20 protein-coding genes and 1 pseudogene are annotated in these 20,573 nt (G+C 44.1%); 3 read left to right on the top strand and 18 right to left on the bottom strand.

What is annotated here, in order from left to right; translation table 11 throughout:
- Positions 1-64 precede the first annotated feature (64 nt).
- Complete coding sequence (gene uvsE, locus P4361_RS08345; protein WP_328089000.1) at positions 65-1,030, bottom strand: UV DNA damage repair endonuclease UvsE; 966 nt, start codon at positions 1,028-1,030, stop codon at positions 65-67.
- 134 nt (positions 1,031-1,164) lie between these two features.
- Here uvsE and P4361_RS08340 point away from each other — a divergent pair, with 134 nt between their 5' ends.
- Positions 1,165-2,094, top strand: coding sequence for a DMT family transporter (locus P4361_RS08340; RefSeq protein WP_062240104.1), 930 nt, complete (start codon positions 1,165-1,167; stop codon positions 2,092-2,094).
- 239 nt (positions 2,095-2,333) lie between these two features.
- Here P4361_RS08340 and P4361_RS08335 read toward each other — a convergent pair whose 3' ends face one another.
- From P4361_RS08335 to P4361_RS08290, 10 genes are all read right to left on the bottom strand, one after another.
- A complete protein-coding gene (locus tag P4361_RS08335) occupies positions 2,334-3,260 on the bottom strand; it encodes a DUF4097 family beta strand repeat-containing protein (protein ID WP_328088998.1) in 927 nt (308 codons plus the stop codon).
- Between the two features lie 2 nt (positions 3,261-3,262).
- Positions 3,263-3,814: an HAAS signaling domain-containing protein gene (locus P4361_RS08330; protein WP_328088997.1), complete on the bottom strand. Its 552-nt coding sequence runs from the start codon at positions 3,812-3,814 to the stop codon at positions 3,263-3,265.
- Entirely contained in the window at positions 3,801-4,130 is a 330-nt protein-coding gene (locus P4361_RS08325) for a PadR family transcriptional regulator (RefSeq protein WP_053358400.1), read from the bottom strand. Before P4361_RS08325 ends, P4361_RS08330 begins: the two co-directional genes overlap by 14 nt.
- Before the next feature lie 182 nt (positions 4,131-4,312).
- Complete coding sequence (locus P4361_RS08320; RefSeq protein ID WP_328088995.1) at positions 4,313-4,771, bottom strand: C40 family peptidase; 459 nt, start codon at positions 4,769-4,771, stop codon at positions 4,313-4,315.
- A gap of 107 nt (positions 4,772-4,878) precedes the next feature.
- Positions 4,879-6,210, bottom strand: a complete 1,332-nt coding sequence (locus P4361_RS08315) for a hypothetical protein (protein WP_328088994.1) — start codon at positions 6,208-6,210, stop codon at positions 4,879-4,881.
- On the bottom strand, positions 6,197-6,742 hold the full coding sequence (gene sigX / locus P4361_RS08310; protein WP_328088993.1) for an RNA polymerase sigma factor SigX: 546 nt from the start codon (positions 6,740-6,742) through the stop codon (positions 6,197-6,199). The genes P4361_RS08315 and sigX overlap by 14 nt, the downstream gene beginning before the upstream one ends.
- Positions 6,743-7,001: 259 nt before the next feature.
- Positions 7,002-7,625 carry a TetR/AcrR family transcriptional regulator gene (locus tag P4361_RS08305; RefSeq protein WP_328088992.1) on the bottom strand — a complete coding sequence of 208 codons (624 nt, stop codon included), beginning with the start codon at positions 7,623-7,625 and terminating at the stop codon, positions 7,002-7,004.
- Between the two features lie 75 nt (positions 7,626-7,700).
- Positions 7,701-8,618 (bottom strand): GNAT family N-acetyltransferase, encoded by a 918-nt coding sequence (locus P4361_RS08300; protein ID WP_328088990.1) that lies wholly within the window; start codon positions 8,616-8,618, stop codon positions 7,701-7,703.
- A 180-nt stretch (positions 8,619-8,798) separates the two neighbouring features.
- Positions 8,799-9,335: a general stress protein gene (locus tag P4361_RS08295; RefSeq protein ID WP_328088989.1), complete on the bottom strand. Its 537-nt coding sequence runs from the start codon at positions 9,333-9,335 to the stop codon at positions 8,799-8,801.
- Between the two features lie 67 nt (positions 9,336-9,402).
- On the bottom strand, positions 9,403-9,696 hold the full coding sequence (locus P4361_RS08290) for a hypothetical protein (RefSeq protein ID WP_062240075.1): 294 nt from the start codon (positions 9,694-9,696) through the stop codon (positions 9,403-9,405).
- A gap of 189 nt (positions 9,697-9,885) precedes the next feature.
- Between P4361_RS08290 and P4361_RS08285 the strand changes: the two genes are divergently transcribed.
- A complete protein-coding gene (locus P4361_RS08285; protein WP_256227745.1) occupies positions 9,886-10,227 on the top strand; it encodes a DUF962 domain-containing protein in 342 nt (113 codons plus the stop codon).
- 136 nt (positions 10,228-10,363) lie between these two features.
- On the opposite strand, the gene P4361_RS08280 is transcribed toward P4361_RS08285, so the two are convergent.
- Positions 10,364-10,813, bottom strand: a complete 450-nt coding sequence (locus P4361_RS08280; RefSeq protein ID WP_328088987.1) for a DinB family protein — start codon at positions 10,811-10,813, stop codon at positions 10,364-10,366.
- The gene (locus P4361_RS08275; protein WP_328088986.1) at positions 10,810-11,895 is read right to left on the bottom strand and encodes a hypothetical protein; all 1,086 of its coding nucleotides are present in this window, start codon (positions 11,893-11,895) and stop codon (positions 10,810-10,812) included. The genes P4361_RS08280 and P4361_RS08275 overlap by 4 nt, the downstream gene beginning before the upstream one ends.
- 312 nt (positions 11,896-12,207) lie before the next feature.
- Between P4361_RS08275 and P4361_RS08270 the strand changes: the two are divergent.
- Positions 12,208-12,402 (top strand): annotated as a pseudogene (locus P4361_RS08270) (YjcZ family sporulation protein); the annotation flags it as partial.
- A gap of 90 nt (positions 12,403-12,492) precedes the next feature.
- On the opposite strand, the gene P4361_RS08265 reads toward P4361_RS08270, so the two are convergent.
- The 5 genes from P4361_RS08265 to proS all read right to left on the bottom strand — a co-directional run bounded on the left by P4361_RS08265 (position 12,493) and on the right by proS (position 20,197).
- Positions 12,493-15,645, bottom strand: a complete 3,153-nt coding sequence (locus tag P4361_RS08265) for an efflux RND transporter permease subunit (RefSeq protein WP_328088985.1) — start codon at positions 15,643-15,645, stop codon at positions 12,493-12,495.
- A gap of 15 nt (positions 15,646-15,660) precedes the next feature.
- Entirely contained in the window at positions 15,661-16,101 is a 441-nt protein-coding gene (locus tag P4361_RS08260; protein WP_256227741.1) for a MarR family winged helix-turn-helix transcriptional regulator, read from the bottom strand.
- Positions 16,102-16,257: 156 nt separating this feature from the next.
- Entirely contained in the window at positions 16,258-17,724 is a 1,467-nt protein-coding gene (gene putP, locus P4361_RS08255; RefSeq protein ID WP_328088984.1) for a sodium/proline symporter PutP, read from the bottom strand.
- Between the two features lie 181 nt (positions 17,725-17,905).
- Positions 17,906-18,349 (bottom strand): DMT family transporter, encoded by a 444-nt coding sequence (locus tag P4361_RS08250; RefSeq protein ID WP_328088983.1) that lies wholly within the window; start codon positions 18,347-18,349, stop codon positions 17,906-17,908.
- 411 nt (positions 18,350-18,760) lie between these two features.
- Positions 18,761-20,197 carry a proline--tRNA ligase gene (proS, locus tag P4361_RS08245; RefSeq protein WP_425590238.1) on the bottom strand — a complete coding sequence of 479 codons (1,437 nt, stop codon included), beginning with the start codon at positions 20,195-20,197 and terminating at the stop codon, positions 18,761-18,763.
- Positions 20,198-20,573: the final 376 nt, after the last annotated feature.

Raw genomic sequence — 20,573 nt, 5'->3', positions numbered from 1 at the left:
GTCTTTCGCCCGATAATTTTCGACAAATGAAAAAAACCCCTTGCAGCAAGAGGTTTTTGGCTGGTTATTTTAAATAAAAAGAAGCTCCGTTTATGATCTCTATATCGTTTCTTTTCTTTATGTCCTCCATCAGCTGAAACAGCGCGTCATCCTTTCGCTTGGCTTCAATCATGCAATCGACCTGCCCCACGCTTCCTTTTATGCCCTGAAGGAAACGGAAGAACATTTCAGGATCCACAAAATCAGCATGATGCCGGTATTCTTTCTCGCTTTTCGGACTTGAAATATGAATCTTCAGCGGAAGGGGCGAATATTCCCATGACTGAACGACACGATCCCAGTTCTCTTCCCAATGGATGTTCTGATGATGAGCCAAGTGATGATGGTAGTCAAAAACGAGCGGTATACCCAGCTTCTCACACAGATAAAGGGTATCATCCATCGTAAATGAGGAATCATCATTTTCAAGCATCATCATTTGCTGAATATGATGCGGAACATACATCCAGTTATGTATGAAACGTTCAAGTGCGACATCGGTTTCTTTGTAATTGCCTCCAACATGCATGACACATCGGTGGACAGGATCAATCTCCATCCCTCTTAAGATCTTATAATGAAGGTTCAGCGTTTGTATGGAATTCTTAAGTATCTCATCTTTGGTCGAATTGATCAGTACAAAATGATCCGGATGGAAGTCCAGTCTCATCTGATGTTTTTTTGCAAAAGATCCGATTGCTTGCAGCGACTCTTTTAGTGGAAGCATGTACTTCCAATCCAGCAGTTCTTTATGGTTGGCCAGTGGAATAAGCCTTGATGTCATCCGGTAAAATTGGATATCATTGGCTGCATTGTGCATAAGTAGCCTTAGCGTGTTTTTCAGGTTGGAGTTTGCAATCCGCTCCAGTTTTCTTAACGCTGCTGCCCTGTCCTCAATCTGCGAAAAACGGGCATAAGTCATCGTTTGCGACGGAGAGGAATTTTGAAGCTCCATGCTCATCGCCACATACCCGAGACGGATAATGGTCATACCGTTCACCTCAATTCTACTAACAGTATTCCCAAAAAATATTTTCTTCGATCATCTCCCAGGTTATAGACAAATATTTGAAATGGGTTTATATTCGGTTAGCAGCTCACTAACCAACACAGAGGGATTTGACTATGGAGAAAAAACGATATTATCTGTTGCTTGTTTTATTAAGTCTAGTTACGGTTATTTGGGGATTAAATGTCATTATGATCAAGTATCTGTCGGGTATTTTCCCTGTGGTACAGCTTTCTGCCTGGAGGATCTCCATGGCAGCTTTGGGTCTTATGCTCTTTACATACGGGAAGTGGAAACTCGGGATTAAACAGCTTTCTAAATCTGCCTGGTTCCTCATTTTCCTTGTAGGGTTTACGTCGATCTTTTTGCATCAGCTATTAATCTCCCAGGGCCTGCGCTATACGACTGGCTCTGCCGGGTCGCTCATTTTGGGGCTTAATCCTCTTACAACCGCTCTTCTTGCTATGCTATTTCTCGGTGATAAGTTCGAACTCAAGCGGTTCATCGGGATCGGTATGGGGTTTATTGGCGTCATTCTTGTCGTTGGCCATCCAGGGGCAACAGGTACAGATGCGATAAAAGGAAACCTATTCGTATTCCTATCCATGCTCGCCTACGTGGCGGGAGGCTTGCTGATCAAACAGGCGGTCAAACAAGCCAGTGTTTATCAGGTTACAGCATTCAGCCATTTGTTTGGTGCCGTGCTGCTGATGATCATGTGGGCCGTTCATCCTGTTCAGCCTGCCGTCTATCACGTTCACTGGTTCTCATTTGGTGTCATGGCCTTCTCAGGATGTATCGCAACGGCTCTATGTACATCATGGTGGAACATGGCCATCTCAGAAATTGGTCCAAGTAAAACCACCCTGTTCTTAAACGTCATGCCGATCAGCTCCCTATTTTTCGCTTCACTCTTTTTGAATGAAAAGATTCACTGGTACCACTCGCTTGCCCTTCTCCTGATCGTGGCAGGCATTTACCTCGGTCTTGCGCGAAAAAAAGAAAGTACTCGTTCCAAGAAAGTGAACATGAATAAAGCAATCTAGCACTAAAAGGGGCTGTCCAAGAAGTCTGTAAGCTGTTGATTTCCGTTCCAGGGTGCTCGCTTTCCGCGGGGCGTGCGGTGAGCCTCTTGGCGCTAGCGCCTGCGGGAGTCTCACCTGTCACGCTAGTCCCGCAGGAGTCTCGCACCTTCCACTTCAATCAACTTTTCATTGAAGATTTTCAAGCCAAAAGGAGCTGCTGAAGGTCAATTTTCGACTTTCAGGACAGCCCCTTTTTTATGTTACTTTAGGTAAATATCCCCTGTATCCGTTTTTACAGAAACGCTGAATCCTCCCTGACCCGCTTTTCCTTTAGCCTCGTGATCGCTTTTTTCTTCATAGTTCACTTTCCAGTCCGGGGAAACTTCAACATCGCCAGTGTCAGAGGATGCACGCAGCTTAAAATCAGATGGAGACTGATCCATTTGCAGTTCAACATTTCCTGTATCCGATTCAATGTGAACATCCTTGCTGGCACTTTCCATCGAAAGGTCTTGAATATCTCCGGTAGAGGTCTTGATCATCACCTTCGCATTCTTTGAAATGCGGCCAGCTTGTATATCACCTGTGTCAGTTGATAGATCTATAGATGTTCCACGATAGTCATTGAACGACAAATCTCCGGTGTCGCTCTCTGCATTCAGCTTGCTTACTGTAAATTTTCCTGAAGCATCAATGTCACCTGTATCCGTCTCGATGTTTGCCCTATCGGACTTCAAATCTTTAATACTTACATCTCCTGTGTCAGTTGAAATATTAAAATGGCCATAATTTTTATCAGGCACATACACCGTCAGCTTTGGACTCCAGTGAAAACCCATGTTAAAGAACTTATTTTTCCCGATAACCTCTACATCCAGCACGCCGCCATTCTGCTCAGCCTGAATGCTGTAGTCTTTCTTGTCGCCCTTTTGGCCTTCAAGAACCACTCTGGTTTCCGGTCTGTTAGATTTCTTCACGGTAATATCAGCCGTATCTGAGGTGAGCTTTACCGATTTAAGTGAATCGCTGCTGAAGGTTTTTTCAGTATAAAGCACGGTTTCTTTGCTTTTGTTGAAGGAAGAGAAAACAGAATGGCTGGTTGAAGCATAAATGCTGTAGGTTCCAATCAACCCAGCTGCCAAACCGATTGCTGCAATGACCGTAATTTTTTTCAACACTGATTTCATCCCTACCGCCCCTTAATAATATTGACATTGAATTGCAGATACTTAATAAGAACTTTCACAAACCATCGTGTCAGGACAATGGATGCTACTCCTAACAAAACCCCTGCACTAAGCAAGGCGACGATGGAGAACAACCCCATCAGCCAATTCGCAGAACTTCCTAGTTGCTCCCATCCAAATAAGACGGCGATTGGGGACAGCAGCAGTCCGATGGATATGGCATAAATGGAAAGAAGTACACCCACAACCGCAAAGAACGGCCCCAATATAAAGATAAGATTAAAGAAACCAAGACTGACGGTAGATAGAACCGCTTTTACTACGGATTCAAACGATGGCTTAGATTTTGCTTCCTTCACACGAAATTCTGCTCTCACTTCTTTCGCAATCGCTTTTGGCTGGCCGAGTGAAACTGCGATTTCCTCTTCTGTTTTTCCTTCTTCCAAGCCCAACCTGAAATGCTCCTCATAGTCATATAAAATGTCCTGGCGGTCTGCTTCAGGCAATTCCTTCAATTGATCCTTCAGCTGTGACAAAAATTCATTTTGCACCATCCGCTAACCCCTCCTCAATAATTTGATTAACCCCTTCATAAAACATCTTCCATTCGCCTACCAAGGACTCCATATAACGGTTTCCTTCTACTGTCAGCGTGTAATATTTACGTGGAGGACCGCCTGAAGATTCCTTTAAATAGGTGGAAAAGTAACCTTCTTTCGTCAGTCTCCTAAGAAGGGGATAGACCGTTCCTTCGGCAATATGAAATTTCTCAGAGATCATCTGTACGAGTTCATATCCATATTTGTCGCTTTTGGCAGTAAGCACTAAAACACATAACTCTAATATTCCTTTTTTAAACTGGGCATTCATTTGTTTCCCGCCGCCTTCCAATCTGTCTCCATCTTTTTCTGTTTTCTATCCATGGAAGATAATTGGCTTATTTTCCAATTACTTACTTTACTAACTATAGAGTATCATCCACTACTGTACATTGCAAGGTACTAAACAAAAAAATAATCAGGACTGTTTTTCAGCCTGATTATTTATCCGTTTTATTTTAATACCCGTTTAGCTCCTGCATAAGCGGCTTTCCAGTACTTTGTTTTAAGAGACTGGATCCTTACTCCTTTGGAGGTTACCCCTGCAAATTTACTGTTTCCAAGGTATATGCCTGAAAAGGATACTTTTTTGCCATCTGTTTTAAAGAAAACAATGTCTCCCTGTTTTAAATTTTCTTTTTTTACTGCTGTACCTGTTTTATACTGCTCAGCAGAAGTCCTTGGCAAATTCATGTTAACTGCAGAATGCTTATAAACATATTGAGTATACCCAGACGCATCAAAGCCTTTTGGTGTCGTACCTCCCCATTTATAAGGAGTTCCCACAAAGTGTTTTGCTGTTGCGGTTACCTCCTGATCATAGGAAGGCGAAGCATTGGCAATATGGGTTCCTCCCAATAAAATTCCTATAGCCGTTCCCAACGATACAAGTGACATTACTACTCGTTTCATCATCATTTACCCCCTGAAATGGATTGGAAGAAGAAGCCATGTTTTCTTTTCCTCGTTCCAACCTATTAGACGCCTTGCCGATCAAAAGGTTACATATATTGGAAAAATTATTTAACGTTCATAAAATTAACAACAGCCACATGATCAATTGGCTGTTCAAGGTCATAGGGTCCAACAGCTTCAAGGTCAGTATTGGTCACCGAAACAGACTGGCTTCCATAGTTCTTAGCCGTCACTAAGATGGCATCCATCATTTTTCTTGTTTCCTCATCATTTTTCAAATCATTTCCATCCACCCGGATCGCGGTCATTGTTCCCGACCTGGTCGCTGTAAGCTTAATACCATCGGGAACCGCCGGCATAAGTTTCTGATCCTTATAACCCTTGCTCAGCTGCTCCAATGCTTCCTGCAGGCTTCCGGCAGAATCTGCAAAGCTCGTCGCATTGCTTTCCACCAGAAACTCATCACCTGATGGAGAAGTATAGAGATAGCTGGCTCCTCCAATGCTCCTATTAATGTCCATTTCCTCTTTTGGTCCAAGATTGGAAAATTCATAGCCTGGCTTATCGTCTGTCATAAATTTCACGTTGGAGTATTCCTTGTTGTACGCAAAGGTATAGTTTAAAATTTTTGGAAGCAGTGCTTCTTCTGCAGAAGAAACCGAACCTGGGGGCAGATCCACTACTACCGATCCCTCTTTTTCAGTAAGCTTCGCCTTGTTCAGAAAGGTCGGCTGAAGCCCCACTCTCTCTGGGTTAAAGCTTCCTAGCACATTCTCCACCTTATCCACGTATGTTCCCTTCCCATTTACGAGGAAAGATACCGGCACAACGAACTGCGCCTGTTCGTCACTATAGGCTACCGTCACCACCGATTTTCCTGAAGACAGCTGCTGATTGAGAGCTTTCATTGTCATCGGAGGATGGTATTTTCCGCTTTCAACAGCAGCCGTAATGGAAACGGTTGGAGGTGCAACAACCTTAACCTTCCTTCGCTGTACAGGAGTATCAGCACTTGTTTCAGGCTTTGCTGGACCTGATGGCTTCACCCGTTCCTGAGGAGCCGCAGGTTTCTTTTGTTCTTCCAAACGGGCTGTTTTCACTGACTGCTTCGGCTGGGCCGCCGGACTGGGTTCTTTGACCTGATCTTTTGCTTTTCCGGCCATTTTGTTATCCATGGAATTCTCATGCAATGATGGCGCCGAGACTTCTTTTTTAAACAAGGTGCCTGGCACCAGGATCATGATGATGGCCAGCAAGCAGGCGGCAGCGAGCCCCGGCATAATCCAGGTTCTTGTGATCTTCTTACTATGCTTGGATTCTTCCAGTCTTCCTTCTATCTCGTGAAATATTAATTCACGGGAGCGCTTGTCTTTAACAGGGGGCATCTTTTCAAGCTGCTTTTGTATTTCTTCTTCCGTCCATTTAGACGATTCCATCTTTCCGTTCCTCCTCCTGGCCTGACGTCTGATCCAAAAGACCTTTTAGTCCCTTGATCGCCCGGTGTTGTGTTGTTTTCACTTTGCTTTCTGTCCAACCGAGCACTGCAGCAGTTTCCGCGATGGAGAGCGATTGGATATAGCGGAGGATTAGCACTTGCTGCTGCTGTATCGTACATTTTTTTAACGCGTGATATAACTCTTTGACCGATTCCTTCTGGGTGACAAATTCATCCGGCAGGGGGTGGAGATCAGCAAGCTGGTTCTCGTTCTCCGATAAAGTAAAAAACAGGAGTTTCTTCTTCCGGCGGTTCTGCTTGCGGATCCAGTCAATGGTGACATGCCTTGCTATTGAATAAAGCCATGTCTTTTCAGAGCTTTTACCTTCAAATGTTTCATAGGCTTTGAGAACTTTTATATACACTTCCTGTACAATATCTTCTGCCGCCTCCCTGTTTCTGACCATGTAGAAAACAAACTGAAACAAGGAATGATGGTATTCCTCATATAGCCGGTCAAACGAGTCTTTCACTGCGTTGCCCCCCTATCTATCTATTTTTTTAGTCGTTGTTTTGAAGTAAAAGGTTTCAAAAAAAACCCAAACTTAAGTGTACTCCAATTTTTGTAAATTACAATGCATAACCAGTCGCTATTAATATAGAAATATCGGGGTATTTTGACATGCTCTCCGTTCTTGCCTATCCTCGCGGGTTGACCCTGCCTCCATTCGACAAAATCTTTTATATCCCGGGAAATTATTCTCTTTTTCTCCACAAAAAAAAATCGGGATTCTACTCCCGATTCTTTGGTGTGGTTAAGCAGCCAATAAAATACCCCTCAATCATTTCCCACGTTTTTTTATACTGTTCTTCTTCTCCAAGCAGAGAGTAATGAAGAACGTTGCCGTCCCTGAGCGCCCAAAAAATTTGAGAAATAAACTCAGAATCGACCTGTTCGTTGAACTCTCCGGTCTCTTGTCCTTCTTTAATAATGTCTTTTATAAACCCAGTAAATTGCAGGTACCTTTCTTCCATCAGTTTCTTTAGATCTTCCTGACGGGCGCTGTACAGCCAGAATTCCGTATATAACCTCATGGATTTCCTGCGCTCATCAGTCAACGGCTGATTCTGGAACCTTTCAAATAAAAAACGCAGTTTATCTGTTGCACTTGATCGCTTATGATATTCACTCTCTACCTCTGAGAAGAAATCCTTCGTTCGCCCCTGAAGGAGCTGAAGATAAATTTCTTCCTTGCTGTTAAAGTAATTGTAGATGGCGCCCTTGCTCAAATTGGATTCTCTCACAATATCATCTATAATGGTCGCTTCGTACCCTTTTTCGCCAAAACAGCGAAGGGCACTCTCCAGAATCCTGTTCTTCTTCTCTTCTTTGTATTCTTCTGAAACCTTTGGCATGCTCTTTCCCCCAATGTTTTGATCTCGTGGTTGTATGCACACCTTTTTCTGCATGAAAATTACGAAACCCTTTATTTATGATTGTACTGCTTTTGTTTCTGTTTCGCTGCTGGACGGTGTACGTACCGCTTTGGACATATGGACCTGCTCGATCATCACTGTAAAACCTTCTTTAGAAAGGGCATCACAAACCAGCTTATTGCTCTTTGAAAAGTTTACGGTCATGCGGCGGCAGGCAGGTTCAGCAGGACTATAAACGGAACGAAGCATAAATTGAATAACATCATACGCTTTCTCATATCCTGGTTTTGCTTCACACTGATAAAGTGCGATGCCCTCAATCTTTCCTTCCGCATTTTTCGTACGTTTAAACACAGCATAGCCAACCGTTTCCTGGCCACATTTTACAATGAGCGATTCACTGTCTTTAAGGCTCTGATACTGTGTCTGCCATGCTGTCATATGCTGATAAAATTCAATATCCCTTACATCCTGCGGAATTCCGTGAATCAAGTCATAATCACCTTCAAAGTAAAAGGCACCCTCAGAGAGAGGCTCATTATTTACGAGGAAAGTAAGTTCATCAAATATGCTGTAACCCATGCTCTCATACAACTTGATGGCTCTTGTGTTTTCAGAAATCGCTTCAAGAAGCAGCAGTTCTACTCCTTCTTCTTCATAAATATCCATACAAGCAGTTATCATCTCTTTGCCTATACCCTTGCCCCGGTATTCAGGTATGATGCCCGTTCCGCCATTCCAGGAAATCTTTTGGCCATTTACAGTTCTGAATCCGTTGATGACAAAGCCAACCGGTTTTTCCTGATCAAAGGCGACCACTGATTTTTCAGGAGAGAGATCTTCATTGGCCAGTTTTTTAATCAGCGAATCGACAGTTAACGTGATATCTGTAAAATAATGCTTGAAACCTTCATTAAATAAATCAGCAGCCTCTTGAAAATCGAGTGTATTCAACCTTTTAATGGAAACCATAATCTTATACCTCCAATAAAAATGACTAGTCGTTTTATTTTATTTTTACATAACTTCCCATCCTCTTCAACTATTATCCTTCGACAAATAGACCGATGAACAAACAAAAAGAAGCTAAAGCATTCCAGCTTTAGCTCCAACCTAAACTTTTTATACTGTTGCCTTACCGCGTGCCACTTGTTAATAGATTCTACCGCTGTCTCCTCCAGGCAGTCTTTCATAATAGCGGGAGTTCAGCGTATTGTTGTTCCGGAATGTGTCGTACACATGCTCCCGGCGCTCAGCATCAGCATCCACCATAACTAAAATTTTCCCATTTTCTACGTAGTTCCGGTATTCTTCTGCTTCCTCTTCAGGAATACCCATACCAACCAATGCACCCACAAGTCCACCTGCACCTGCACCGATGGCTGCTCCGCCAAGGGTAGCTGCGATCGGACCGGCAGCTACAATCGGACCAATCCCAGGAATAGCGAGTGCGCCAATACCTGCGAGCAAGCCTCCTACACCGCCTAGCACACCGCCGGTCGCAGCACCCGCTGCTGCTCCTTCACCAGCTTTTGTTCCTGTTTCGTCTTCAATGTGTCTCCGTTCTTCTTTATCCTGGGCGATTACTGAGATGTCCCCTTCATCATAGCCTCTTTCCCGTAAAGAATTAATCGCTGATACGGCTTCTTCTTCTGTCGAAAAAACACCAATGACTTTTTTCTGATCCATCGTAATCCCTCCAAGTTTTAATAAAGTTCTATTAAAGCATGTACCCTTGTTCAATGCATCTAAAACATTACTGCTCCTCCAACAGTTTTTTGAGATGCTCGTAATACTCGTTTAACTCTTTTTCCTTTGAATGAAGGAAACTTTTTTTATCCCCTTGGGTTTCGAGAGCGTCCTGCCCAACGGCCACAATGTCATTAAAAACTTCAGAAGTTTGTTCGCCAACTTCAACGTCTTCCTTTAACAGCTGGCAAAGTTCGGTTATTTTTTGCAGACGATCTTTGTTATATTCCTTCTCTTCAAGCTGCTGCCCTAATAGTGAATACAGTATATTTACGCGTTCGGCTGTTTGTGTTTTTAACATTTTTCGGCACCTTCCTTTTTGTCTGTTACGCATGTCTTATTTAATTTACCCGTCTGACAAAATACTAACCTTGCGTTTATCAAAAGCTAAGAGCTCCGTCACCTGATGAAGTGACGAAGCTCTTATTAAAGGAAAAACCTAACCTATACCGAAGTACATAAAGAAAAGATGATTAGGAGGCTGATTTTTATGCAACCAGGTATTCTACAGGATAACAAACTAAAAACATTTGATGAATTTTGGGTATTCTATTTAACTCAGCATTCCAAGAAAAGCACAAGGGCCTGGCATTTTCTTGGAACCTCCTTTGTATTTATCTTCTTGGCACTTGGTGCTTCGGTCAATGCCTGGTTTTTACTGGCGGCTCCCGTTACAGCCTATGGGCTTGCGTGGTATAGTCATTTCTTTATCGAAGGCAACAAGCCGGCTACATTCGGGCATCCCCTTTGGTCATTACGAGCAGACTTTAAGATGTTTTTCTTTACCCTGACAGGAAGGCTCGAGCAAGAATTGAAAAGGTTATCCCTTTAGCACCCTGTTTCTCTAAAGCAGGGTGTTTCGTTTTCTCATTCCTCCTGATTCTTTCGATCATTTCCGGGGAAATTCGATCTCCTGCGCCATCTTTCCCCATCATGGCAATCAATTACCCTGCATGATTGGCTGACTTTTACAGATAGAGGCTGATCTTATCCTGATGGTGCTTGTCATGCTCTGACAATCCTTTAATATAAGCGGCGAGCGTCAGTGTCTTTTTTTTATAGGAAAAAGGGTGAATCCACCATTCTTCCGGAATCATTTGTAGCTGCTGGACCAGATTGGCCCTTGTTTCAATCGTTTCCTGAAGCAATTGAGATTTGGAAACACCAAATTTGGCATAGCGAGAGGCATCCTGATTCATCCTTTCCGAATCCACCTCATTCTCCGGGAAGGCTTGATGTTCAAGAAAATAAGGAAGACGATGGTGGATCACGAACAGGTCCCATGCTTTAAAATGAGAAACCACTTCACCTATTGACCATTTCCCGCTTGAAATAGGCTCAAGCCACAATTCCTCTTTCACCGTCCTTAATTCCTCCAGCCAGTCTACTTGTTCAGCAAATGACTTCACAAGACTCATCGTACGCCTACTTTATCTCTTACTTCAAAGTTTTCGAGCAGTCCAAGGAGCAGCATGAGCCGTTCTTTCACCTCGTTCAGATTACCCATTCGGATCTGCTGTTCCCTGCTCAGTGTATTGCTGGCTGTCTTTTGATAATGAACATGAGCCATTGATAATAGCTTCAGCATCCGCTCAATTTCCAGGGCTAACCCCATCTCTTCTGATTGTTCCGCATATCCCTCTCTGAATCCTTGGCTGTTTGCCGACAGCTGATCTTTATATAAATGGAACTGATGTTTCTTGTACCTTGGTGCATTCCTATAAAGAGGAAAAGTAACTTCGTAGTTATGTATATGATTAGCAGCAAGGCTGACCCCACTGTAGATAATAGGGACCGGATCAATCAGCTTAGCCCGTTGGCCATTTATGATGAGGTTCTCTGGCGACGTATCCTGATTGGATAGTGTAACCCCGAATTTTTCGATCTGTCTTAAATTTAGAAGTTCTTCTACTTTTTGTTTTAAGAGATTCTTACGAAAAGGAAGATCAGATCTCAACAGATTATCAAGCTCCTGCTGATATTCCGCCTTTTCATGAATCAGATATTGAATAGGGTCTTCCTCCAGTTCACCCGACGCTTCTGTTCCATTCCATTTTAAATACCCAAAGCCTTGGCGCTCTAAAGGAAGACTGTCCATCTTTTTATAAAATGAGCCTAACTGAAACCCGTAGTCATACATCTGCTGTTTTGTTGCTGCTGAAAGGTTAAGAGTTTCTCCCATGTAACTTTCAATCGTGTAAGTCAGTTCCCGGGATACATGATAATGGTAGAATTCCGGGCAGATTCCCTTTACTGCCCTGTTGGCTGTTCTGTAATACCACTTTGCCCCATCATATTCAGCCAGTAAGCTCTCTTCATGATATTCCACCATTCGATCATAGGCGACAGGCTTAGGTATCCGTATTACATAATCCCCTTCAGAAAGAACGGCACGATAAGCTGCGTGCCAGGCACCCTCACCCAGAAAGTAATAATCCGAAGAATCTTTTAACGCAGGAAGGCCGCTATGCCGCAGAATTTGGTTGACCTTTTCAAGCATGATCTCACCTCATCCGAATTTTCAAAAAACTTACAGTTCCCTAATTATATAACAAATTCCACCATTGTCACGACAATTGTCCAAACCCTTCCCGTGTTTCTACATACTCTATATGGCAAGTAACTTTTAATTGTTGGAAGAAAGGAGATCTACACATTGTCTGGAATTAGAAATCAGCGTCAAGGATTTGGTTATGGATACGGGTATGGCGGTGGTGCCCCTGGCTACGGATACGGGTATGGATATGGTTCCCCTGGCTACGGATATGGCCCAGTTGGTGGATTCGGAGGCGGATATGGCGGTGTTGGTGGATTCGGAGGCGGATTCGGAGGCGGATATGGCTACGGTTATCCTGGCTTCGGCGGCTGCGGTTATGGCGGCGGACGCGGATTTGCCATCATTGTGGTCCTGTTTATCCTCTTGATCATCATCGGCTGCACATCGTGCTTTGGCGGCGGGCACTTTCTTGGTGGCTTCGGCGAAAGTAGCGTTAAAGGCTGCTGCTAACCCTCTGGAGACAAGATCTGTATCTTGTCTCTTTTTTTTTTGGCGTCAAAAAAGCAGCGCACATTTCGTACGCTGCTTTAATCAATATTTCTATTCTTTTTTTGAATCCATAAATGGCCACCAGTTTGCTTTTCCGAACGTTCTCACCATAACCGGGACAAACAGCGGCAAAATGACAAACGCATAAAGCAATAGACCACTTAAAATAATCGTCGCGATTTGCAGCAGCGACAATACCCCTGAAGGATACATCGCCGCGAATGTTCCTCCGAGAATGACAACCGCTGAGATAATGACGGTCCCCATATTCTTCATGGAGGAAAGCATCGCTTCTTTTACGGACAGTGACTTGTATTCGTTAAACCGGTCCATAAGGAAGATACTATAATCTACTCCCAGCGCTACCAAGATAACAAAGGCAAAAAACGGTACCGCCCAGTTGATGCCGGAATAACCCAGTACATTGACAAAAATGGTTTCTGTAAAAGCCATCGCTGTATAATACGTTAAGACCAGGGAAGCGATAATATAAAGCGGCATAATAAAGGATCGCAGCATGATGATGAGAATAATCGCAATTCCTACTAACATTAAAACAACCGTTCTCGAATAATCAGAAGCCGAGATATCATTCAGATCAGAGTAGATGCTTGTTACTCCGCTGATCCCAACCTGTGCATTCTCAAGGTTGGTACCGGCTGTTGCACGCTTAACCGCTTGCTTGATTTCATCCACCTGTCCGAGCGCTTGCTGTGAATAAGGGTTTTCTTTAAAAATGACATCAAGCGTTGTCAGTTTGCGGTCACCCGGCATATAGTTATCGAACACCTGCTGAAAATCCTTGTTGTTCAGTACATCTTCAGGCAGGAACCAGCCCGCCATCTCCGGGTCAGGTGATGAAGACAGAGAGTGAAGGTAATCGTTGGCAGAATCGATTCCGCCTGAAACCTTTTTAATGCCTGCCGCGCTTTGCCCAAGCCCGTCAGAAAGCTCTGAAAGCTGGCGGTCCATCTGTGAAAAACCGCTCTTCAGCTGCTCCTGTCCACCGGCGATTTTAGCTAAACCGCCCTGTACTTCTGGCAGCTTTCCGATAACTTGCTTCTGTCCGTCTGCAGCCTTATTGATTCCTGTTTCTAACTGGCCAAGCCCCGCTGAAATCGAGCCGAGTCCGTCAGCCAGCTGTTTTTGGCCGCCGACTACTTTACTCAAGCCGTCATTGGCTTTCCCCATGTTGGTTTTTACCTTATTCAAATTTCCATTCAACTGGTCCAGACCCGCTGCCAGCTGGCCTAGGCCGTCTTGAAGCTGAGTAAACGTGCCTTTGATGGCCTGGTAATCAGAATCGCTGTTAATGTCTTTGCTTTTATCTGTACTCGTGTATTTTTTTTCTAAATGAGTGAAGCTTCCCTTTAGTTGGGTAAGACTTTTTGAGGTGGTACTCAGCTGCTTTGCCGTTTTGGCATAGCCGCCTTGCAGCTGTCCCAGACCGCTTTCCATTTCTTTATAGCCGGAAAGAAGCTTCTGATTACTTTGGTATAGCAGGTCTGCACTCGACTTCGCTTGCTGCACGCCCTTTTTCAGGTCTCCTGCGCCTTTGGAGCCGTCACGCATTCCTTTTTCGATCTGGGAAAGCGCGCCGGACAGGTCACCGATTCCTGTTTTAAGTTTGTTGGTGCCTGTCACCAGCTCACTGATTCCGTCTGTCGTCTGCTTCATCTTGGGCTGGGAATTGCTAAGCTGCGTGCTTGCTTCGGCTAATCCTCCGCTGATTTTTTTCAATCCGTTGTTGCCTTTTTCTAATCCATTATCCAGAGAATCTGCCTGATTAGCAACCTGGAGATCTTTCAGCTCCTCGCCGACCGGCCGTGTGGCACTGCGCACCCGGTCCACACCTTTAATCTGTCCGACTTCACGGCTGATTTTCTCAATGGTTGCCAAATACTCCGAGCGGTCCATCGGCTCATCATTCTTTACGACAACTTTGGCAGGAAGGGATTCTCCTGGACCAAAGCTGTCAGAGATAACATTAAACGCTTTTACCGAGTTATATTTATCGCCGATCTCATCCAAAGAGTTAAAGGACAAATCTCCATCATAAGTTGCAAGAAAAGGAGTGACGATGGCGGCTACGATAAGAAGCGTAACGAGTGGGCGTTTAAAGGAGAACGACCCTGCAGCTCCCCAAATCCTGCTTTGTTTATGCTCCATCGCGGCTTTAGACGGCCAGAACAGCTTGGTGCCGAGCACCGCCATGAAAAACGGAACGAGCGTCAATAATGCCAGAAGCAGCACCGCGACTCCAATTGCAACAGCTGCAGCAGACTGATAGAGTTTAAAAGTTGAGAAACCGATGGCTGCAAAGCCGATCATCACAGCAAGTCCGCTGAAAAATACGGTTCTTCCCGCCGTTTTGTACGTGGTGATAATGGCATCCAGTAAACTCTCATTCCGGCCCATCTCTTCTTTAAAGCGGCTGAGAAGCAGGATGCAATAATCTGTTCCGATACCGAACAATACCGCGACAAGAAAGATCTGTGTAAACGTGGACAGAGGGAAGTTCCATTTATCCACTAAAAAAGCTACGATCGACTGTGCCGCAACATAGCTGATTCCAACGGTAACAAGCGGGACTAGCGGTGCAATAAACGAGCGGAAAACAACGAACAGAACGGCAAGAATGAAGACGACCGTTATGTATTCGGTTTTTTTGAGCCCTTCCTGAGAACTTGCGACCACATCCTCGTCAATCATCCAGCTGCTTGTGTAATAATGCGGTACTTTTACGTCTTTTAATTCATTGTAGAGTGATTTTGAAATGTCAGCCGGCTCCTTGTCGCCTGTTTTTACCGTGACTAAGGAAAGGATGGTCTTTCCATCCTTTGACGCAAGCTGGTCTTTCAGCTCTTTTTCTTTGAAATGTGATAACACTTCGCTGATCCCAAGGTCGTTCTTATCCTGTTCCAGTTTCGCTACAGCGCTTTTGACCTCGTTTTTTTCGTTTTCAGTCAGTTTTTTACTGCTATGAAACACAAGGGCAACCTGCGATTCATCCGCCGATTTTTCTTTTTTATCCAAATCATTCAGCATTTTTTGGGCATAGCTCGACGAATATCCGTCTGGAACATTAATCTGCCCCTTTTCCCTCACCAGGTCTGCCATATTAGGTGCGAGCAGCGCCAGCACAACGACAAGTGCCAGCCAGACTGCTGCAATGGTCCACTTTCCTTTTAACACCGCTCTCATTCTTTCTCTCCTCCCCTACTCCTCATTCAGTACAGATGCCAGTTTCTCGTACAGGTTCAAGAACGATTCAATCTCTTCTTCACTGAACACCTTAAGAAAAGGAGCAACCACCTCAAAAACTTTCTCATCTGCCCATTGAAAGACCTTTAACCCTTCTTCTGTCAAAGACAAGTACACAATTCTTCTATCCTTTTGGTCTCTTATCCGATCGATATATCCTTTCTCTGCCAGCCGCGTAACAATAGCTGTAATGGCGCTCTTATGTACACAAAACGCCTCTGCCAGCTCAGTCGTCGTGCAGGATCCGAATCTTTTAATATAGCTCAGCGTCATGTGCTGGTCATTCGTCAGCACATCCTGAAGCTGCTCCTTGATCAGGGCACCGAACCTTTTATTTACTGTAAAGGAAGCCGCTTCATACCGGCCAAGTATGCTTTGCCATTTCCCAACATCCATTGTATTCACCCATTTTCCGACTTAGACTATAACTAGTTCAAGAATTGAACTGTTAACGATGATAACTATATGACAGAATGGCGGTTCCGGTCAAGATTGAATTTTCCAGAAATTTAAAAAAGCCGCCCTGTCAGACAGGACGGCCTTTCATACGTCTTACGCAATCTTTTGTGCTTCTTCAAATTCTGATTCGATCTCAGCAGATGGTTTTGCTGTCATCATGCTGACCGCTACAATAACGACGGAGCAAACGATAAAGCCTGGAATAATCTCGTACACTGCTTCAAACGCTTTAATTTGCTCCCAGATAATAACGGTCAGTGTACCCGAAAGCATGCCATAAAAGGCTCCCCATTTCGTCATTCTTTTCCAGTATAAACTTAGAAGAACGACCGGCCCAAACGCCGCTCCAAATCCTGCCCACGCATAGCCAACAAGGTTAAGGATGGTTTTATTCGGATTAAGAGCAAGAACTAAAGCGATCACTGAGATCGCCAATACAGAAAGGCGTCCGACCAATACAAGTTCTTTGTCTGAAGCGGATCGCTTAAAGAACGCTTTATAAAAGTCTTCTGTCATAGCACTCGATGTGACAAGCAGCTGTGATGAAATCGTACTCATAACCGCTGCTAAAATAGCGGCTAGCAGGAATCCCGTAATCAGCGGATGAAACAGCACTTCCGATAGCACGATAAATACGGTTTCAGCCTTTTTCTCACCAAGCCCTCCGCCGTTAAGATTGAAATATGCAATACCAACCAGACCTGTAAACATTGCTCCAACAATGGAGAAAATCATCCAGCCCATTCCGATTCTTCGGGCATTTTTCATCTGCTTGACAGAAGAAATGGCCATAAAACGGACGATGATATGAGGCTGTCCAAAATAACCAAGTCCCCACGCTAAGAGAGAAACGATTCCGATCAAGCTTGTCCCCTTAAAGGCGTCGAGCAATTTCGGATCGATGGATTGAATTTCTGTAAAAGTCGGACCTGTTCCGCCGAGTTGAAAGATTGTTACGACCGGCACGAGGATTAACGCAATAAACATGATCGTCCCTTGAACAAAATCCGTCCAGCTGACGGCAAGAAAACCGCCAAACAGCGTATACAGAACCACGACACTGGCGGTCAGCCAAATTCCCCATGTGTAATCGAGATTGAATGCCGTCTTAAAAAGTTCGCCGCCTGAAACCATTCCAGATGAAGTATAAAACGTAAAGAAAATCAAAATAACAATTGCTGATGTAATTCTTAGAATTCGGGATGTATCCTTGAATCGATTTTCAAAGTAATCCGGAATAGTTATAGAATTATTTGCTATTTCCGTATACGTACGAAGACGCGGTGCAACAAATAACCAGTTTAGATAGGCACCCGCTGTCAGACCAACAACGATCCACCCCGCACTTAAACCCGAAACATACATTGCTCCCGGCAGACCCAAGAGCAGCCAGCCGCTCATATCTGATGCCCCCGCACTCAGTGCTGTGACTGCAGGCCCCAAATCTCTGCCTCCAAGCATATAATCAGACAAGTTTGCTGTTCTTCGGTAAGCAAACCAGCCGATCAGCAGCATCCCGGCCATATAAATGCCGATGGACACTATTACCCCATATTCCATTGTTTCTCCCCCTTTTTCCCTTTCGATACTTCTCTCTTTGTTAACGCTTTCAGATTGAACAGAAAAAATGCTGCTCCCCGGCTTTCTTACCAATGGATAAGTAACTGAAAAGTAGCTCTATTTAAAAATTTATCACAGCAAATTTTTTTAAACAATGCTTTTATTTAGTAACTATTTGTGCTTAATGCTTGTCCGAGAAAACAAAATAGAGGCCGGCAAACATCAGAACGAGCCCGATCATCCTTTTATAAGTAAAATGAAAAGGTTCATTGCCAAACCATCCAAAATGGTCAATGACAACACTCATGATCAGCTGGCCAATGATGACTGCCGTAATGGCACTTGTTACTCCAATCTTCGGAACAGCCATGATAACAATAAATACATAAATGGCCCCTAGTATACCCCCGATAAGGTTCCATTTTGGAACGTTCCACACTGTACTGAGACTGCCGTTCCCCCAGATCAGCATAAAAATAAGGAGCATCACGGTTCCCGTAAAAAAGGAAACGAAAGCACCTTCGATAGAACCAATCTTCTTTCCAAGCGTTCCGTTTACAGCTGCCTGCATGCTTTGCCCCATTCCGGAAAACAAAGCAAGCAGCAGCACGATGATTTTTGCCATTGCATTCTCTCCTTACTCTTTGTTTTTTCAACTATGTACTTTTACTCAACAAAAAACACCACACAGTTGGTGGTGTTTAATTATTAATCTGGCTTGAAGATATAGTCTACAAGATCTTGAAACACATTGACATTGTCAGTCAGCAGGAACACCGGAAGAAGTAAAATGGCGAAAAGCACTAGAAGATTAGATCCTATTACGCGAACAACTATCTTTTTTAAAGTATTCATTGTTCTCACTTCCTTTTCAATGATTATAACGCCTGTTGCCTGAGTAGTCAAAAAATTTTGTGAAGTTTTTTAAATGGATAACTGTAGTTTATTGTGCTTCCATGGTTTCTAGAAGCAAAATTCTTAACTGTAATTCAGTACATTCCCTTTTTGTTTTATATTAAAACTATATAGGAATCGATCAATAAGCTTTTGCCCAATAGACAAGCTCTTCCGCTTCTTGTCCGCAGCAAACACACGTTTCCGAAATAACCTCCTGCTCAAATGGCATACAGCGGGAAGTCGCACCTGTCTCTTCTTTTATTTGATCCTCACACTCACGGTCTCCGCACCACATGGCTTTAATGAAACCAGGATTAGATTCCAGCACCGCTTTGAATTCGTCTATGCTGAGGGCGATGTTCGTTTTCTCTTCGCGGTGTGCCTTTGCTTTTTGCAGCAGACCTTTTTGGATTTCTTCCAGCAGAAGCGGAATACGTGTTTCCAGTTCATCAAGAGAAAGGAAGATTTTTTCTCCTGTATCCCTGCGGACCGCAACAGCCTGATTGTTTTCGATATCCTTCGGGCCAATCTCAATGCGAATCGGTACACCTTTCATCTCATGCTCGCTGAATTTCCATCCCGGTGACTTATCGGATGCATCAATCCCCGCTCGGACCGTTTTGTTCAGCTGGTCTTTAAGCTCATACGCCTTGTCGAGCACCCCTTCCTTATGCTGAGCAATCGGGATGACCATCACTTGGACTGGAGCGATTTTTGGTGGAAGAACAAGCCCTCGATTGTCTCCGTGCACCATGATCAAAGCACCGATCAGGCGAGTCGTGATTCCCCAGGATGTTTGGTGTACGTGCTGAAGTTTCCCTTGCTTGTCGGTGTATTGAATGCCAAATGCTTCAGCAAATCCGCTTCCAAGGTGATGGGATGTCCCTGTCTGCAATGCTTTTCCGTCATGCATCAAGCTTTCAATCGTCAGTGTGAACTTCGCTCCGGCAAACTTTTCTTTGTCTGTTTTCCGGCCGCGAAGGACAGGCACCGCTAAATACTCTTCACATACATCCGCATAAACTTCAAGCATCCTTCGGGTTTCCTCTCCCGCTTCCTCATCGGTCGCATGGCACGTGTGGCCTTCCTGCCAAAGAAATTCAAGAGAGCGAAGGAAAGGACGCGTGGTTTTCTCCCAGCGAACAACATTGCCCCACTGGTTATACAGCTTTGGAAGGTCGCGATATGAATGAATGATGTTCGCATAATGCTCGCAGAAAAGCACTTCAGAAGTCGGACGGACACAGAGGCGCTCCGCAAGCTTCTCCTCTCCCCCGTGTGTAACCCATGCCACTTCAGGAGCAAATCCTTCGATATGATCTTTCTCTTTTTGAAGGAGGCTCTCTGGTATAAACAATGGAAGATAGACATTCTCATGACCGGTCTCCTTAATCTGGCGGTCGAGTTCTTTTTGGATATGTTCCCAGATCGCATATCCGTATGGACGGATGATCATGGATCCTCTTACACTTGCGTAATCGACGAGATCCGCTTTACGGACGACGTCAGTGTACCATTGTGCAAAATCTTCTTCCATAGCAGTAATTTCTTCAACCTGCTTTTTTTCTTTTCGCATCATTATCTCTTCCTTTCTATTGTAAGAACCGTGAAAAAGAACGCAAAAAAACCCGATCCTTTAAAAGGGACCGGGGTATTGGTGGTACCACCCTTATTTACAGACGAATTCACTCTGCACACTCATTTTGGTAACGGAACCTTCCGCAGACATCTTATGAACGATGCCGAACTCCAAGGCAGGTTCGAATGCTGTCTCCCGGAAACCTTTCAGCTGTAAGTTTCCTCTCTTTGGAAAGACGAAGTTTTTTTTCTGAAGGAAAAAAAACCACTACATTCTACTAATCCTTTTCAACGCTTCTTTTATATTAGATTAAGAAATAATATATTCATTTTTCTGGAAAAAGTCAAGAACCGTTTGCAGAGAATATAGAGCT

Source organism: Fictibacillus sp. B-59209 (genome assembly GCF_036216745.1).
In the GTDB taxonomy this organism is placed as follows: domain Bacteria; phylum Bacillota; class Bacilli; order Bacillales; family Fictibacillaceae; genus Fictibacillus_C; species Fictibacillus_C marinisediminis.
Note: the sequence above shows the minus strand (reverse complement) of the source record. Positions and strands in the feature narration are given on the sequence as shown.